At 69.7% G+C, this 15401-nt stretch carries 10 protein-coding genes; 3 read left to right on the top strand and 7 right to left on the bottom strand.

Features of this window, described 5'->3' with window-relative positions; all coding sequences use genetic code 11:
• Positions 1-209: 209 nt before the first annotated feature.
• The 5 genes from BLV01_RS22400 to BLV01_RS22380 form a co-directional block, all read right to left on the bottom strand.
• Positions 210-2489 carry a hypothetical protein gene (locus BLV01_RS22400; RefSeq protein WP_091805411.1) on the bottom strand — a complete coding sequence of 760 codons (2280 nt, stop codon included), beginning with the start codon at positions 2487-2489 and terminating at the stop codon, positions 210-212.
• A gap of 86 nt (positions 2490-2575) precedes the next feature.
• The gene (locus BLV01_RS22395; protein ID WP_091805408.1) at positions 2576-4732 is read right to left on the bottom strand and encodes a hypothetical protein; all 2157 of its coding nucleotides are present in this window, start codon (positions 4730-4732) and stop codon (positions 2576-2578) included.
• A 493-nt stretch (positions 4733-5225) separates the two neighbouring features.
• On the bottom strand, positions 5226-5927 hold the full coding sequence (locus BLV01_RS22390) for a hypothetical protein (RefSeq protein ID WP_091805406.1): 702 nt from the start codon (positions 5925-5927) through the stop codon (positions 5226-5228).
• Positions 5928-5957: 30 nt separating this feature from the next.
• The gene (locus tag BLV01_RS26470; protein WP_091805403.1) at positions 5958-7763 is read right to left on the bottom strand and encodes a hypothetical protein; all 1806 of its coding nucleotides are present in this window, start codon (positions 7761-7763) and stop codon (positions 5958-5960) included.
• 1 nt (position 7764) lies between these two features.
• Positions 7765-10233 carry a hypothetical protein gene (locus tag BLV01_RS22380; protein ID WP_091805400.1) on the bottom strand — a complete coding sequence of 823 codons (2469 nt, stop codon included), beginning with the start codon at positions 10231-10233 and terminating at the stop codon, positions 7765-7767.
• A 382-nt stretch (positions 10234-10615) separates the two neighbouring features.
• Between BLV01_RS22380 and BLV01_RS22375 the strand changes: the two genes are divergently transcribed.
• The 3 genes from BLV01_RS22375 (at position 10616) to BLV01_RS22365 (ending at position 13442) form a co-directional block, all read left to right on the top strand.
• The gene (locus tag BLV01_RS22375) at positions 10616-11503 is read left to right on the top strand and encodes a hypothetical protein (protein WP_139179093.1); all 888 of its coding nucleotides are present in this window, start codon (positions 10616-10618) and stop codon (positions 11501-11503) included.
• A gap of 15 nt (positions 11504-11518) precedes the next feature.
• Positions 11519-11920, top strand: coding sequence for a hypothetical protein (locus BLV01_RS22370; RefSeq protein ID WP_091805394.1), 402 nt, complete (start codon positions 11519-11521; stop codon positions 11918-11920).
• Between the two features lie 79 nt (positions 11921-11999).
• Complete coding sequence (locus tag BLV01_RS22365; RefSeq protein ID WP_091805392.1) at positions 12000-13442, top strand: phospholipase effector Tle1 domain-containing protein; 1443 nt, start codon at positions 12000-12002, stop codon at positions 13440-13442.
• Positions 13443-13452: 10 nt separating this feature from the next.
• On the opposite strand, the gene BLV01_RS22360 is transcribed toward BLV01_RS22365, so the two are convergent.
• Positions 13453-14310, bottom strand: a complete 858-nt coding sequence (locus BLV01_RS22360; RefSeq protein WP_091805389.1) for an NmrA family NAD(P)-binding protein — start codon at positions 14308-14310, stop codon at positions 13453-13455.
• A 408-nt stretch (positions 14311-14718) separates the two neighbouring features.
• The coding region (locus BLV01_RS22355; RefSeq protein WP_139179090.1) for an SIS domain-containing protein at positions 14719-15401 on the bottom strand (683 nt) is incomplete at its 5' end.

The raw sequence follows: 15401 nt of genomic DNA, 5'->3' as shown, positions 1-15401 counted from the left end.
TGCGGTGGCGCGCGGGGCGCGGCCGTTCCTTGTTCTGGGTTATCGCGGCAGGCGGCGGCGCCCTTCTGGCTGCGTCGTTCGCGCGAACGCGGGAACCCAGGGCTTCGCCGGAGCATGGCGCCGAAGTCTCTGGATCCCCGCCTGCGCGGGGATGACGCACTTGCGAGAAAACGGCGACCGAGCGTTGCCTTGCTCGATGCGCGCCCCGGTCAGGGCATCTTCAACACCAGGTCGGTGGTCTCCGCCGCCGCCCAGTTGACGTTCTTGTTGGTGCCGTTCTCGAGCAGGTAGCTGGCCTTGTACTCGTAGCGCATGCGCGCCGCGTCGAGGTAGTCGTACTCGAACTCGCCGCTGGCCTGGGCGTCGGCGAACTCGAAGTCCTCGGCGAACGACAGCCCGCCGGTGAAGTCCTCGAAGCGCAGCGACACCTTGACCTTGCGCATCTTGCGCTTGGCGAAGTCCAAGGGCGGCTTTACGGTGACGATGCGTCTTCCTTTCATGCCGGCCTTGAGCATTATTCGATTGCTGTTGGTCACCGACTCCGGAATCTCCTCGATGTCGCGGCCGTCCTTGTAGAGGATGCTGACGCTGTAGAACACGCCCTTGACCTCTGGATTGCGCAGGTCCACGGCGAACACCTGCGAGGCCGAGCCTTCCTGGAACGACATCTGCATGTCTTCCTGGACGTTGTTGGCCTTGTCGGCGTAACGCAGGTCGACGAACACCTCCTGCACCTCGTTCCAGTTGAAGTTCGGCACCACCTGCACGACGCGCCGGGTCGGGAACGGGTTGCGCACCATCACCTGCGGCTCGTCCAGCGGCGCCCAGTCGCGCACGGTGTCGCCGCCGCTGAGGCCGTGGTGGACGATACGCACCTCGTAGGCGGTCTTGGCCGGGTCGAGCATGAACATCTTCCAGCTGCCCGAGGGCGCGTCCTTGGTCAGCCGCACCAGGTCGTTCTGGTTGATCTTGTTGGCCGGGTCGCGGTAGCGCAGGAACACGTCGACCGAGCTGTAGCGGTCCCACGGGAAGTTCTCGGCCAGCACCGGCACGGTGTTGATCGCGTACAGGTCGCGCGGGATGATCTCGACGTTCTCCACGTCGAAGGTCTGCGGCTTGGACTTGAGCTTGGTCGGCCGCTCGGCCGCGTCCACGCCCTTGAAGCTGACCTCGTACTCGACCTGGACCTCGCGCTTCATCTGGCCCTTGTCGAGCTGGCTCAGCCACTCGAAGCTGGCCTCGCCCTGGTTCGCGCCGAGCAGCGCGTTCTGCGCCTTGTCGCCGTAGCGCACCCGCACGTTGACGCTGCCGATGTCGTCGGCGGCCAGGTCCGCGCGCGAGATCACCTTGACCCGGCGCTTCTTGAAGAAATCGTTGTCCAGGCTGATCTGCTTGACCAGCCGGTCGCGCGGCACGTTGCCTTCGCGGATGGTCTTGAACAGCGCCGCCAGGTGCCCCTGCGGATAGATCGAGCGCTTGATCGCGACGCGCTCGGAGAAATTGACGTTGAGCTTCTTCTTGTCGATGCGCTTGTAGTCCATGCGCTTGTAGCTGAAGCTCGGCAGCAGCGCGCCGATCGGCCCGCCGGCGGCGCGCGCGGAGGATTCGGAGGCGAACTTGCCGATCGCGTCCAGGCCGCGCTCGAAGTCGTTCTTCTTCTCCGGCGACCACGGCGGCAGGCTGGGCTGGAAGAACGCGTCGGTGACCATGTTGCGCACCTGCGCCAGGGCGGCGTCGCGGCGGTCGATGATGCCCTTGGTGTCCTCGCCCTCGGCGACGAAGGTGTCCGACTCCAGCACGATCGCGCGGCTCTCGACCAGTTCGTCCACGGCCTTGCCGATCTCGGTGCTGAAGAAGATGTTGCCGCCGGAGAAGCTCTCGTCCATGTGCTTCTGCACCCGGTCCCAGTCGATCGACAGGCGGATGTTGTAGGCCGGGCGCAGGCCGAGGAAGTCCAGCGAGTAGATCACCGCCACCGGCAGGATCTCGCCTTCCAGGCACTGCTCCATGACGGTGTAGCCGTCTTGGTCCAGGCGCACCGAGAACGAGGCCTGGTTGGCGCCGTACAGCGCCGGCTTGGCGTTGTGGTCGATCTTGAGCACGAACTGCGGGCCGCCGCCGGGCGTGGCCGCGGTGTCGCCGCTGGCCTTGCCGAGCATCATCAGCTTGACCCCGCCGTCTTCCAGCGGCACCGGCGCGATGCGCGGCTTGTTGCGCAGGTTCTCGCTGTTGGCGATCTCGCGCGCGAGGTCGTCGATCTGCTTCTGGCTGGCGCCGAGGTTGCAGTCGAAGTTGAGGAAGCCGCCGGTGCCCGCGTCGCCGCGGAAGCCGATCAGCAGGAACTGCGGCACGTCCTGGCCGAGCGTGTTGTCGCGCACGGTGGTCAGGTGCGGGTTGAGCGGCATGTAGTACCACTGCTCGGGATCGGCGTGGTCGGGGAAGACCGAAATGCCGTTGATCTCGCGGCTGCGGCTGTCGAGGAGAAGCATGATCGGACTCCTTCCGAATCAGGCGTGGTGCGATGGAGGGGGCTTGCGCGCGGCGGCCCAGCCGCCGCGCGCGCGCTGCGCCGGATTCAGGCGGTCGGCAGTTCCAGGAACAAGGTCATGTCGTCCTTGGTTTCCGGGCCGACCACCTTGCGGGTGCCGTCGGTCAGGAAGTAGGTCACGGTGGCCTTGTAGTCCGGCGCCTCGCCGTCGGTCAGCGGCAGCTTCCAGCTCTTCTCCTCGTCGCCGGGCTTGAAGCGCAGGTCGATGCGCTTGGTGCCGTGCGCCAGCGACACGCTGACCAGCTTGAGCTCGTCCCAGTTCAGCAGGTCCGGCACCACCGAGACTTCGAGCTGGTCGAGCTTCTTGCCGACCAGGATGGTCGAGCGCGCGGCCACCTTCTCGGCCTCTTCCTTGCTGGTGCCGTCGGCGAACAGCGTGGTCACCGAGTACTTGACCTCGCCCAGGGTCTCGTCCACCACCGGGAAGGTCCAGTCGAAGGAAGTCATCTCGCTCGACAGGGTGACGATGGTCTTCTGGTTGTACTTGTTGGCCGAGTCGGTGTAGCTGGCGTCGACCGTGATCGAGGCGATCTCCTCGCTGAGGTTGCCGGCGGCGCGGAAGCTCACGGTCTTGGTCGAGGAGAACGGATCGTCGACGAACAGTTCCTTGGCCTGCTGCTTGTCGGTCTTCTTGATCTGGCGGCCGTCGGCGAGGGTGTACAGGAACTCCAGGTCGATGTCCTCGGTGCGCGGCTTGCCGATGATCTTGCGCAGCTGGAAGGTCGGCGTGTCCTTGGTCATGTTGAACTTGGCTTCGACCGGCTGCTTGCCGTGCTTGTAGCGCACCGTCACCTGGGTGCGCGGCACCTGGGCGAAGTCGAGGTCGCCCGGGCCGATGTCCAGCGCCAGCACGCCGAGGTCGTCGACGTTGATGGTCAGGTTGGTGTCGTCGGTCTTGATCTCCTCCGACACCTGCTTGAACGTCGCGCCCTTGTAGTTCACCGTCACCTGGTAGGTGAAGTCGCGCTTGCCCTCGTGGACGAAGGCCTCGAACTTGGCCACGTCATCGGGCTTGGTGAACACGAACTCCTGGACCTTCTTGTTCGGCCCGTAGGGATAGCGGATCTTGACCTCGACGCTGTGGATCGGCAGATTGGCGAAGTCGGCGTTGACCCGCATCACCACCTGCACCGTCTTGAGGAACTCGTCCAGGTTGATCTTGGAGTAGTAGTCCTCCCACTTCAGCGCCTTGTTCTTGTCGTCCTTGAGCGAGGTGATCGTCGGCAGCATGCCCTGCGGGTTGCGGTTGACGATGACCGCCTTGGCCTCGCTCCACTCCACCCGCACGTTGGCGATCTGCGACTTGTTGACGGTGCGGCGGATGTCCTCGATGCCCGAGCCTTCGCGCAGCTCTTTGGTGTTGGGATCGACTTCGGCGATCTCCTTGAGCATGTTGCGCTGGACCGCGGCTTCGAGCTGCTTGTTGATGATCGCGCGGATGTCGGACTCGAGCTTGGCGTTGTCCTCGGCGCTGAGGTTGGGCGCCTGGACGAAGTCGAAGTGGGTCTTGGTGACGTCGTTCTTGTAGCGGCTGGAGTTGACGACCTCGGTGTAGCTGTCCTCGCTCCAGAAGTTGTCCTCGGTGTTGATGTCCTGGAAGAAGCTGTAGAACTCCGAGGCGTTCCAGGTGCCCCAGGCCTTCATCTCCGGCAGGCGCATGTAGCAGTTCATCTTGTAGACCACCTGCACCGCCGAGGCCGAGCCGGTGCTCAGGGTCTCCTTGAAGATCGCCGTGCCCAGCTCGGACAGCTCTACCATGAACGAGGCGATGTTCTTGCCGTAGATCGAGGGCTTGCCGGCGCCGCGGATCTTCTCCACCAGCGCGCCGCCCTCGGTCAGCAGCAGCTCGACGGTGCCGTCGGTCCACAGCACCGGAGCGATGGCGACCTTGGGCACGGTCTTGCCCTTGTACTTCTCGGCCAGCTTCTTCTGCAGGTCGTCGGCGATCTTCTTCTGCACGTCGGCCGGCACCGACAGCTCGGTGTCGAAGGCGATGAAGCCGCCGAACTTCTTGCCGCCGTCCTCGCGGATCTGGCCGTATTCGACGAAGCGCATGGCCAGGCCGCCGCTGGCCATCTTCGCGAAGGTCGGCGCGTTGGGCATGATGTAGTAGGTGAAATCGTTGGCGTCGTCGCCGTACACCACGTGGTCGAAGAGGGTGTCGACCTTGTCGATCTTAAGCATGGACTTGCTCCTTATCCGTGTCCTGAAAAACGCGTTGTCCTGAGATGTCCCGGGCGGTCCCCGCGACGGTTCGTTGCCTGGCGCGTTGCAGGCGCGCCGTGTTCCTTCGCCCGCCCGCCGCGCGGCGGGCTGCGACTGCGATCCGCCGCCGGACTCGCTGCCGGCTCGAATCATCCAACGCCGATCACAGTTCTCTCCGGACACAAAAAGACACACGATTTGCAGGTATTTTTTCGCGGTTTCGCGAGCGCGAAAGCGCCTGTCGGCGCGCGCCAGCCAGGCGCGCACGCGGTGTCCGGTACGAGCGTTACCGTCGCGGACCGGAGCAGGCCGGCGCCGCGTGCGGATGTCGTTCGCCTGTGTCGCGGCCATGCCGCCGGCGCACGTTCGCGCCGTTGAGACCGGGCTGCGGCTGCGTCGGCGCTCGCTCAGCCGACCCGCAGTCGCGTCCCGCTCCAATCGCCCCGTCCGCCGCGCCGCGCGGCGGATCGTTTCACTGCTTCGGCAGCCCCCAATCCACGGCGTCGGCCGAATACGATCGCGTGCGCGGTTCGGCCCGGCCGCTGTCGGCCTCGATCCGCTCGCTGTAGTCGATGCGCGCGCTCAACCCCGCTTCGCCCTGCGCATCGCGCACGGACGCGTCCACCGCCAGCGACTCCTCGCTGTGCGTGTGGCTGCTGCGGCGCGGCTCGACGCCGTCGCGCACCTCGTAGCTCAGCTGCAGCCAGCCGCGCTCGCCGCCCAGCGCCTTGCGCACCTTGGCCGCCCGCTCCGCGTCGAGCATCACATTGAACGCCGCGTGGTATGGCGGCACGCCCGAGGACTGGGCCTTGCCCAGTTCCTCGAAACCGCCGGCGCCGTCGCCGAGCAACAACCGCACCGTGCCGACCTCCACCGCAGCCGGCGCCAGCCCCAGCTGCGCCGCCGGCACCTGCGCGCGCGCGGCCAGTTCGGCGCGCACCGCATCCAGGGTCGCGGCCGGCACGCCCCAGCTGGCGGTCAACGCCAGCATCGTGATCGCGCCCGCGCCGACCAGGGTGAACTGGGCGCGGCCGTCGGGGCCGCGCGCCAGGCCCGGCGCGCGCGCGCGGTAGCGCCAGCCGCCGTCGGCGTCCTGCGCGACCAGCACGCCCTGCACTTGTTCGTATCCGCCGGCCTGGTCGCCGGCGCCCGCTTCGTCCTTGTCCGCGTTCATTCGATCCTTCCTGTGATGATGTGCGATCAATCAACCGGCCGTCGCCGCCAGCGCGGCCTGGCTGCTGCGCAAGCGCAGCGGCGCATCGGGCTGCAGCACCGGCGACCACGGCGCCTGCGCGTTCCAGCGCCAGCGATAGCCGCTGCGGAACGGCGACAGCGCCAGCCAGCCCCAGTCCTGCTGCGGCCGCGCGCGGGTGAAGCTCAGGCGCTTGCGCCGCAACGGATCGTCGATGCCGTCCTCCGGCGCGATCTCGATGGCGCACTGGCGCGCGTCGTCGTCGAACTCGCAGCTCAGCGCCAGTTCGCGCGAACCGCTGCCGTCGAAACTGAAGGCGTCCAGGCGCAGGCCGTCGGCCGGCTGCGGCGCCATCGGCCGCTGCGCGCCGCCGTCGCGGGCGCGCGCCAGCGCGCGGATCTGCGCGTCGTCGACATCGAACGGCACGGCGAAGGCCAGCGCGGGCCGCGCCGCGTCGAGCGGCCCGCGCGCGCTCCACGGCTTGCCCTTGCGGGTGCCGAAGCATTCGACCTCGATGTCGGCCTGCTGCAGGAACGCCGGCTCGGCCTCCACCGGCAGCAGGCGCAGGCCGAAGTCGTCGGGGCCGACCAGCAGGTGTTCGCGTTCGCCGCTGCGCAGCGGGCCCTTGAGGGTTTCCGCGCGGCCGTCGCTGAGCACCACCGCGCTGGTCTGCCACTGGTAGGCCAGCGGCTCGCTAGGCGACAGGCGCAGGTCCAGCGCGACCGGCTTGTCGGACGCCGCCAGCGGCGCGCTGGCCTTGAGCGTGGTCATGCGCGCCGGCGGCCGCGCCGGCACCTGCACGTCCACCTGCGAGGTCATCACGCCGATGCGCCGCTCGGGCAGGTTGGCGCGCACGCTGAGGCTGCGCCAGCCGCTGGCCAGGGCGCGCGCATCGAAGCGGCGCACCACCGCGTCGTGCAGTTCGCCGGCCGGCAGCGTGCGCAGCGGGCCGAGCGGGTCGGCCTCCAGGATCAGCAGGCGCGGCGCCAGCAACGCATCGGCGAGGTTCCACTGCACCCGGCCGGAGGCCATCGCCGCCGGATCGAACACCAGCCGCACGCCGGGCGCGGCGTCGGCCGGCGAGGGTTTCGGCGCGGCCAGGCGCGCGGCGATGCGGTCGAGTACCGCGTCGGCGAGCACGCTCGCGGGCACCTCGCCAGAGCGTTCGGGTAAGCCGAGCCCGAGCAGTTGCGGCGCGTCGATCAGGCGCTGGCGCAGCAGCGCGGCGTCGATCTCGTCGGCGCCGCCGCTCAGGCCGCGCACCGCGGCGAGCAGGGCGGCCGGATCGAAGGCGAGGCTCAGCGGCGCCCGCTCGGCCACGCCGCGCACGCGCAGCCAGGCGCTGGCGCCGACCGCGAGCAGGCCGCGCTGCAGCGCCGCCACGAACAGGTCGGTGCCGGCGCTATCCAGGCGCACGGCCAGGTTCATCGCGCTCAGGCTGGCCGCGTCCAGCGGCAGCAGTTCGTCCAGCGCCGGCGGCAGGTCCAGCGCCTGCACCGCGTTGAGCCGCAGCCAGCCGCCTTCCACCGGCAGCGGCGCCAGCTGCACGCGCTGGCCGAGCTCGAACGCGGCCCGGCGCGCGGGGTCCAGGCCGAAGTCGGCGGCGAAGGCCAGCGACAGGATCGAATAGCGCGCCAGCGCGTTGCCGCGGTCCTGCTGGACGATGTCCAGCCGCAGCGGCGAACCGCCTTCGACGCGGCCGGCCACCAGCGCCTGCGGCGGCAGCAGGAAACGTCCGGGCTGGTCGTAGGCGGCGTAGGCCAGGCGTTGCGCGATCGGCAACGGCGAGCGCCAGTCGGGGCGGGCGGCGAAGGACATGTCAGAGCGCCGTCACGAACAGCACGCCGGCGTCGTCGCGGCGCCACGGCGTGGCCGGCGCCTTCTGCCCGGACTTGTACACCACGGTCTGGCGGTACTCGTAGAAGCCCTCGCTGTCCTTGCGCAACAGGATGTCCATCAGCGGCACCGGCACCTCGATGTCGGCGCTGGTGGTGGCCGCGCCGAGCACCACCCGGCGGTTGCCGCGGAACTCGACCACGATGTTGAGGATCTCGCCGCCTTCGCCGCCGGCGTTGGCCAGCACTTCCGGCGCGGTCATCACCGTTACCGCGCGCACGGTTTCCTGGTCGATGCGGTCGTCCAGGGTGTACTTGAGGATCGCCTCGCCGTCGGGGATCGTGCGCACCGAGGCGGTGTTGAAGATCGCGTCGGCCGGCAGCGGGCCGGCCGGCGGCGAGGCCGGCTGGACCACGAAGTCGCGGCCCTGCTCGGGCGCGATCTCCACCGGCTGGCTCAGGTCCATGCCTTCGATGCGCCCTTCCACCAGGCCTTCGCCGCGGGTGATCCACACCGGCAGCTGGGTGATGCGCAGGGTGCTCTCGGTGACGTTGATCAACTTGACCGCGACCGCGCCGGTCTGCGCGTCGGGCGTCTCGATCGAGCGGAACAGCTCGCCTTCCATGTCGGCGAAATTGAGCTTGACCGGCACCATCACGTTCTCGTTGACGCCGCTGGCCACCACCACGCTGCCCTGCAGCAGGTTGGACGCGCCGCCGGCGGTCATCAGCACGCCGAACACGTCCTGGAAGTCCTTGAACTCGAAGCGCTCGTTGAGGGTGAAGCCGTTGTCCCAGTCGATCGTCGCCGGCACCGCCTGCGAACGCACCGCGCCGTTGCGCAGCAGCGACATCTGCAAGCTCGAGCTGGCGCGCAGCAGGCGCAGTTCGAACTCGCGGTTGGGGTTGTCGGCGCTCGCCGGCACCTTGTCGGCCAGGGCGCGGCGCGCAGCCAGCAGGCGCTCGCCGTCGGTGACCGGGCGCACTTCGCAGGTCAAGTCGACCATCGCCTGCTCGGCGTTGTCGCCCTGGTCGACCTGGAACACCAGCGCCGGCGCGTGCGGCGCGTCGCCGCGGCGGGCGAGCTTGAACGAATCGGGCAGGTAGTAGATCCGCGCCGGATCGTTCATGTCCTGGAAATAGGCGTGGACGCGGCCGCTGTCGGCCGGATAGCGCAGCGCGTGCACGACCCAGCGCGTCGCCTGCGCGCCGGTGTTGCTGCCGGCCGGATACAGGTAGGGATGCAGCTGCGGCTCGAACAGCAGGGCGATGGCGCAGTCCTGCAGTTGGTTGGAAATGTCGTAGCGCAGTTCCGGCGCGGGTTGCGGCTGCGGCTGCGGCTCGGGCTGCGGGCGCGGGAACGGCATCGGCCGCGGCCGCGGGAACGGCTTGCGCGGGAACACCTCGTCGCCGGCGATGATCGACTCGCCGCCGATCGGACGGATCGCCGCGGCCTTCAGCGCGCCCGGCGCGAGCCGGGCTGCGGCCACGCCCGGCGGAGGCGGCGGCGCCACCTCCGCGACCATGGCCTGCGCGCGCAACATCGCCGCCGGCGCGCGCAGCAGCTGCATCTGGCCCTTGACCATCATCAGCTGGCGCTTGGGCGCGTCCGGCGCGGTCTCGGCCGGACGCGGCACCGCCACGGTGTAGCCGCGCGAGACGATCAGCCGGCACTGCGCATCGGCGGCCATGAACGCGCGCAACAGGCCGTCGCGCTCGGCCAGGCTCAGGTGCAGCATCGCCACGCAACCGCCGCGCGGATCGTCGATCAGCTCGGCCACCGGCAGGCGTTGCTCGATCGAGGTGCCCGGCGCGCGGTACGCGATCACCGCGCTGCGGTTGATCCCCATCATCACCATCGTGCGCGCGGCTTCGGCGATCTCCGGCGCGGGAAACGCCTCCAGCGCCAGGCTCACCGCCCACAGGCCGTCCTGGCCCTGGGCGATCTTGATCTCGTACTGGCCGCCGGCGCTGCGCAGGCGAAAGCGCGGCAGCCAGTAGCGTTGCTGCGGGTTCTTCGCGTCCTCGAATACGCAGCGGTCGTCGGGCGTCGCGTTCGGGCTGATCGGATAGGCCGAATCGGCGCGGGCGATGCCGCCGCCGGCGTTCGGCAGCAGGCCCGGACGCAGCACGTCCAGGCGCGGCCGCAGCGTGCGGCCTTCCAGTTGGGCGACGATCGCCGGCTGCGCGCGCACGATCGCCGGGTTCACCCGCAGCGCCGCGCCGGGCATGAACGGCGGCGCGACCCGCACCGTCGGCGCCGGCTGGGCCGGCGTGGGCTGGGCCGGCGCAGCTTGCGCGGGCGGCGCCACCACCACCGGCGTGGCGGCATGCACCGGCGGCGCGACCACGACGCCGGGAATCCGGATCGGCGCGGCGACCGACACGGCCGCGGGCGCCGGACGCACGCCGGCGACGATCTGATTGAGATTGAGCAAGCGTCCCAGCGGCATATACCTCTCCCTGTGCCCGGCGCAAAGCGCCGCCATCGCGGCGCTTGCGGCGCCGCGCTCCATTGCCTGTGGTGTTCGACCGAGCCGCCCGATGCAGGTATGCGGACGCGCCGGTCACCCCCGAACAAACGCCGCTGCCGCGTCGGGCAGGACATTTCAGAAATGAAACATCGCGGACGCGCCGGCGGCCGCGTCCGCCCGGCCCGCCCGCGCGGCCAACGGCGCCGCCGCAATCCACGGGCGCCCGATACGGCCGGTACGCCCGCGCCAATCCGTATGACCCTACGCAGCACCACGACTTCGCAAACGCGCCGGCAGGCAAGCCACGCCGTCCGGCGGTTGAATGGATCGACCGTCCGCGACATCTCACTGGGGAATGCTCATGCTTGCCTTGAGGCAAATCGGCTGCGCCGGCAGCCTGGTCCTGGCCGCGCTGTTGTGCGGCTGCGTCAACCTCGGCCCGGTGCGCGAGTTCGCCGGCACCTCGGCGCGCATGACCGGCTACCAGGGCGTGACCGAACGCTATGTCACCAGCGCCGACCGGCAGCTGGCCGACCTGCCGCCGGACAAGCGCTACGACCCGCTGCGCACGAAACTGCAGAACCTGCGCACGGTCAGCGCGCGCGACAAGGACACCCTGCTCAAGCTGCACGCCACGACCACCGGCTACCTGGCCGCGCTGGCGCTGCTGGCGGGCGAGGACGCGTATTCGGTGTCGGCCGAGTTGGGCAAGGTCTCCGATGCCATCGTCGCTTCCGAAGATCTGCACATCGACGCCGGCCACGTGCAGGCCTACAGCAACATCGCCCGGCGCGTGGCCGACTGGGCGCTGGCCGCGCAGCAGGCCAAGGACGTCAAGCACATGGTCGAGCGCAACGGCCAGGACATGGACAAGCTGCTCGAGGCGATGGAGCTGGCTACCGAGGCCTACGGCATCGTGTTGCGCGACGAAGCCAAAAACTACGACACGCAATCGGAACTGCGCGAAGCCGCGTGGACGGCCGAACTCAAGGGCGACAGCGAACTCACCCCCGCGCGGCGCGACGCGGTCGTGACGCTGCTGCGGCGCACCGCGCGCATCGACAAGGCCGCGCAGGCCGATGCGCTGAAGGCGCAGAAAGCCGCGGCCGAAGGGCTCGCCCAGGTGCGCGCGGCGCACAGCGCGCTGCTGCGGAACGTGGACCGCCTCGGCGACAAGCAGCTCCAGGCTACCCTGCGCAAGGCCTCCGCAGACCTCAAGTCGATCCGCCAGAGCTTCGCCACCCTCTAATTCCGGAGCGCTCCCATGCCGACCCCGCTGGCGCAAGCCAAGAAATCCGCGTTCGACCTCGCCAACCAACTCGACGACGCCGCCGACGCCATCCGCGACCGCAGCAGGCAAGCCTACGCCGCCGGCAAGATGGACCTGGACGAGTACACCGACGCGCGGATCAAGGAAATGGAACTGCGCGCCGAGGCCTCGGTGGTGGCCGCGGTCAATCTCGGCGCGGCGCTCGACGCCTCGGCGCAGGCCGGGCAGAACATCGAACAGGCCATCGCCGACGCCAAGGCCCGCATCGAAACGGTCAAGACGGTGCGCAAGGGCCTGGAGATCGTCGCCGCGCTGGTGGTCCTCGCCGGCGCGCTCGCGTCGGGCGACGCCAAGGCCGTGGTCAAGGCCGGCAAGGGCGTCGCCGACGTGGTCTAGGCCGCGTCCGCGCCCACGCCTCCCGCCCGCGCATCGGCTTGCGCGGAGCCGGCCCGACCCGCCGCAACGACCGCGCGACATGCCCAAGACCATCCTCATCTTCGCCGACGGCACCGGCCAGGCCGGCGGCGTGCGGCCCGACCAGCAGTTGAGCAACATCTACAAGCTGTTCCGCGCCACCCGCGTGGGCCCGGACAGCGCCATCGACCCCAAGCGCCAGGTGGCGTTCTACGACCCCGGCCTGGGCACCGCCACCGCCGCCGGCGGCGTGCGCCTGAATCTGTGGCAGCGGCTCAGGTCGCTGGCCGGGCTGGCGTTCGGTTTGGGCTTCAGCCGCAACGTGGTCGATTGCTACGAAGCGATCCTCAAGCGCTACGAACCGGGCGACCGGGTCTTCCTGTTCGGCTTCAGCCGCGGCGGCTACACGGTGCGCTGCGTCGCCAACGTACTGAACCTGTGCGGCGTGCCGACCGGCGACGGCCGCGGCGGCCCGCTGCCGCGGGCGGGCCGCGCGCTGCGGGCGATCGCCGAAGAAGCGGTGACCCGGGTGTACGAGCACGGCGCGGGCCATCCGCGCGAGCGCTTCGAGTTCCAGCGCGAAGCCATCGCCCGCCGCTTCCGCCGCAAGTACGCCGCCGGCGAGCACCCGGACCACGGCGAGGTGTATCCCGAATTCGTCGGCGTGTTCGACGCGGTCGCCGCATTGGGCCTGCCGCTGCCGGCGCGCATGCTGCTGATCCTGGCCGGGCTGCTGGTTTCGGTCCTGGCCGCCATCGCGATCGGCGCGGCGAGCGAGTCCTGGCTCGGCGGCGGCGGATGGATCGCGTTCGCCGCCACGCTGGCGACGCTGGGCCTGGGCGTCGCTGCCGCCTACCTCAAGGCGACGCTGCGCTACGCCTCGGCCGATGTCCGCGGCGACGGCCCGCGCTTTCACCTGGCGTTGTGGAACTCGGAACATTACGACCGACTGCTGGATCGGCGCATCCCGCAGGTCCGCCACGCCCTGGCGATCGACGAAAACCGCCGCCAGTTCGGCCGGGTAACCTGGGGCGGCGGCAGCAACCGGCAGCAGGTCGAGCAATGCCGCTTCAAGCAGCGCTGGTTCGCCGGCAACCACTCCGACATCGGCGGCAGCTACCCGGAAGACGAATCGCGCCTGTCGGACATCGCGCTGGCCTGGATGGTGGACGAACTCGAGGAACTGCAGCCGCCGATCCAACTGGACCGCAGCAAGCTGCAGCTGTACCCGGACGCATGCGGCCTGCAGCACTGCGAAATATTCGCGCAGCGGCAGCGGTATCCGTTCCTGTCGCGGATCGCCGGCTGGCCGAGCGCGACGCGCGGACCCGGGCCCGACCTGGACCCCACGGTGCTGCAACGCCTGCAGGCCCACAGCGTGACCATCTGCGACCGCCGGACGGCCTATCGTCCGGATGCGCTGAGGCGCCATCGCGAATTCGCGGCGTATTACCCCGACCCGGCCGACGCTCCGCCTGCGCCGCCTGCGCCGCCGCAGACCTGACGCCGCGGCGTCACCCCGCTGCGACCAACGCGTCGATGTACTCGCGCAAGCCGGTCGCCCCGCACACCGGATCGTCCGCCAGTTCCAGTCGGTCGACCGTCAACGCGGTCATCGCCGCATACGATTCGGCCGCCGCCTGCGAGAACCCCTGCTCGCGAAACCCCTCGACCCAGCGATCGCGCGGCACTTCCTCGACCGCGACCTCGCGCCCCAGCGCGCTGGCGAAGCAGGCCGCCACGTCGCGCGGCGAATAACGCCGCGGGCCTTCGACGTAGCGCAGCGCGCGCTCGTCGGCCGGCGCGGTCATCAGCTCGGCCGCAGCCAGGCCGAGATCGCGCGGCGCCACCATCGGCAGGCGGAAATCCGCCGGCAGAAAGCTGCGCACGATGCCGTCCTCGCGCGCGCTGGCCAGGGACGCGTCCCAATTGCTCATGTAGTACGCGGCGCGGATCGTGCTGAAGGCGATCGGCTGAGCCGCCAGCGCGCGTTCCATCGCGTACAGCACGCCGAGATCGCCCGCGCGCTCCACCGGCTGAGCGCCGTACGTCGATTCGGCGACGATCTTTTCCAGGCCCGAATCCTCCAGCGCGGCCAGGATCGAATACAGACTGGCCTTCTCCACCGCGTCGGTGTCGCTGCCGATATCGGCCGGCGGATTGAGCAGGAACAGCCGCCGCCCCTGGCGGAACAACTGGCGCAGGCCGGCGGTGCCGTGCACGTCCGCCAGCGCCACCTGCGCGCCGCGCGTCTTCCAGGGCTCGCGCTGCCGCGGGTCGTGAGTGACCACGGTCACCGGCTCGCCGCGGGCGATCAACTCGCACGCCAGGGCCGAGCCCACATGTCCGGTTCCGCCTAACACGATGTGCATGTCGATGCCTGCATCGGGAACGATGCGCGCCAGATTAGGCGCGCGGCGGTAAGGCCGGCGACATGGGGAGGTGAAGAGAACGTAGCGCGGCTGGCGCGCTCGGCGCGCGATCTGCGTCGGCATCGGCGCGATCCGCACCAAGAGCAGCGCCAGCCGCCGCGGCTCCCGGCACGACGGGAACGCTTCGGTTCTCGCCGGGCACGGGCGAAGCGAAAAGCAAAATGGATTCCGGCGTTCGCCGGAATGACGGATCGGGAATGGCGCTGGCGGATGATCGCTGCGCACCTCTCACTCCGTCATTCCGGCGAACGCCGGAATCCATTTTGATCTTGCCTTTGCTGTCGCTATTACCGTCGCAGCACCAGCCGCAACCAGCGCCGCGAGCCCAAGGCCCGCGGCGCCGCCCGCTTACTCCACCGTAACCGCCTTCGCCAGATTCCGCGGCTTGTCCACGTCCGTCCCCCGCGCCAACGCCGCGTGGTACGCCAGCATCTGCACCGGGATCGCGTGCACCACCGGCGACAGCACGCCGACGTGGCGCGGCGTGCGGATCACGTGCACCTGCTCGGATTCGCCGAAATGGCTGTCCAGGTCGGCGAACACGAACATCTCGCCGCCGCGCGCGCGCACTTCCTGGATGTTCGACTTCACCTTCTCCAGCAGCTTGTCGTTCGGCGCGATCACCACCACCGGCATCGCCGCATCCACCAGCGCCAGCGGGCCGTGCTTGAGTTCGCCGGCCGGATACGCTTCGGCGTGGATGTAGGAGATTTCCTTGAGCTTGAGCGCGCCTTCCAGCGCGATCGGGTAGTGCACGCCGCGGCCCAGGAACAGCGCGTGGTGCTTCGGCGCGAAGCGCTCGGCCCAGCCGGCGACTTGCGGCTCCAGGTTCAGCGCGTGCTGCACGCTGCCCGGCAGATGGCGCAGCGCGTCCAGGTATTCGGCTTCGCGTTCGTCGCTGAGCGCGCCGCGCAGCTTGGCCAGGGTCGCGGTCAGGGTGAACAACGCCACCAGCTGGGTGGTGAACGCCTTGGTCGAGGCCACGCCGATCTCGGCGCCGGCGCGGGTGTAGTACACCAGCTTGCTCGCGC

It is taken from the genome of Lysobacter sp. yr284, assembly GCF_900107375.1.
Lineage (GTDB): Bacteria > Pseudomonadota > Gammaproteobacteria > Xanthomonadales > Xanthomonadaceae > Lysobacter.
Note: the sequence above shows the minus strand (reverse complement) of the source record. Positions and strands in the feature narration are given on the sequence as shown.

Bases quoted from the DNA above. Each gene is read 5' to 3' on its own strand.
- BLV01_RS22365 (WP_091805392.1), top strand. From the start codon at position 12,000: ATGCCCAAGACCATCCTCATCTTCGCCGACGGCACCGGCCAGGCCGGC.
- BLV01_RS22395 (WP_091805408.1), bottom strand. From the start codon at position 4,732: ATGCTTAAGATCGACAAGGTCGACACCCTCTTCGACCACGTGGTGTAC.
- BLV01_RS22360 (WP_091805389.1), bottom strand. From the start codon at position 14,310: ATGCACATCGTGTTAGGCGGAACCGGACATGTGGGCTCGGCCCTGGCG.
- BLV01_RS22380 (WP_091805400.1), bottom strand. From the start codon at position 10,233: ATGCCGCTGGGACGCTTGCTCAATCTCAATCAGATCGTCGCCGGCGTG.
- BLV01_RS26470 (WP_091805403.1), bottom strand. From the start codon at position 7,763: ATGTCCTTCGCCGCCCGCCCCGACTGGCGCTCGCCGTTGCCGATCGCG.
- BLV01_RS22400 (WP_091805411.1), bottom strand. From the start codon at position 2,489: ATGCTTCTCCTCGACAGCCGCAGCCGCGAGATCAACGGCATTTCGGTC.
- BLV01_RS22375 (WP_139179093.1), top strand. From the start codon at position 10,616: ATGCTTGCCTTGAGGCAAATCGGCTGCGCCGGCAGCCTGGTCCTGGCC.
- BLV01_RS22390 (WP_091805406.1), bottom strand. From the start codon at position 5,927: ATGAACGCGGACAAGGACGAAGCGGGCGCCGGCGACCAGGCCGGCGGA.
- BLV01_RS22370 (WP_091805394.1), top strand. From the start codon at position 11,519: ATGCCGACCCCGCTGGCGCAAGCCAAGAAATCCGCGTTCGACCTCGCC.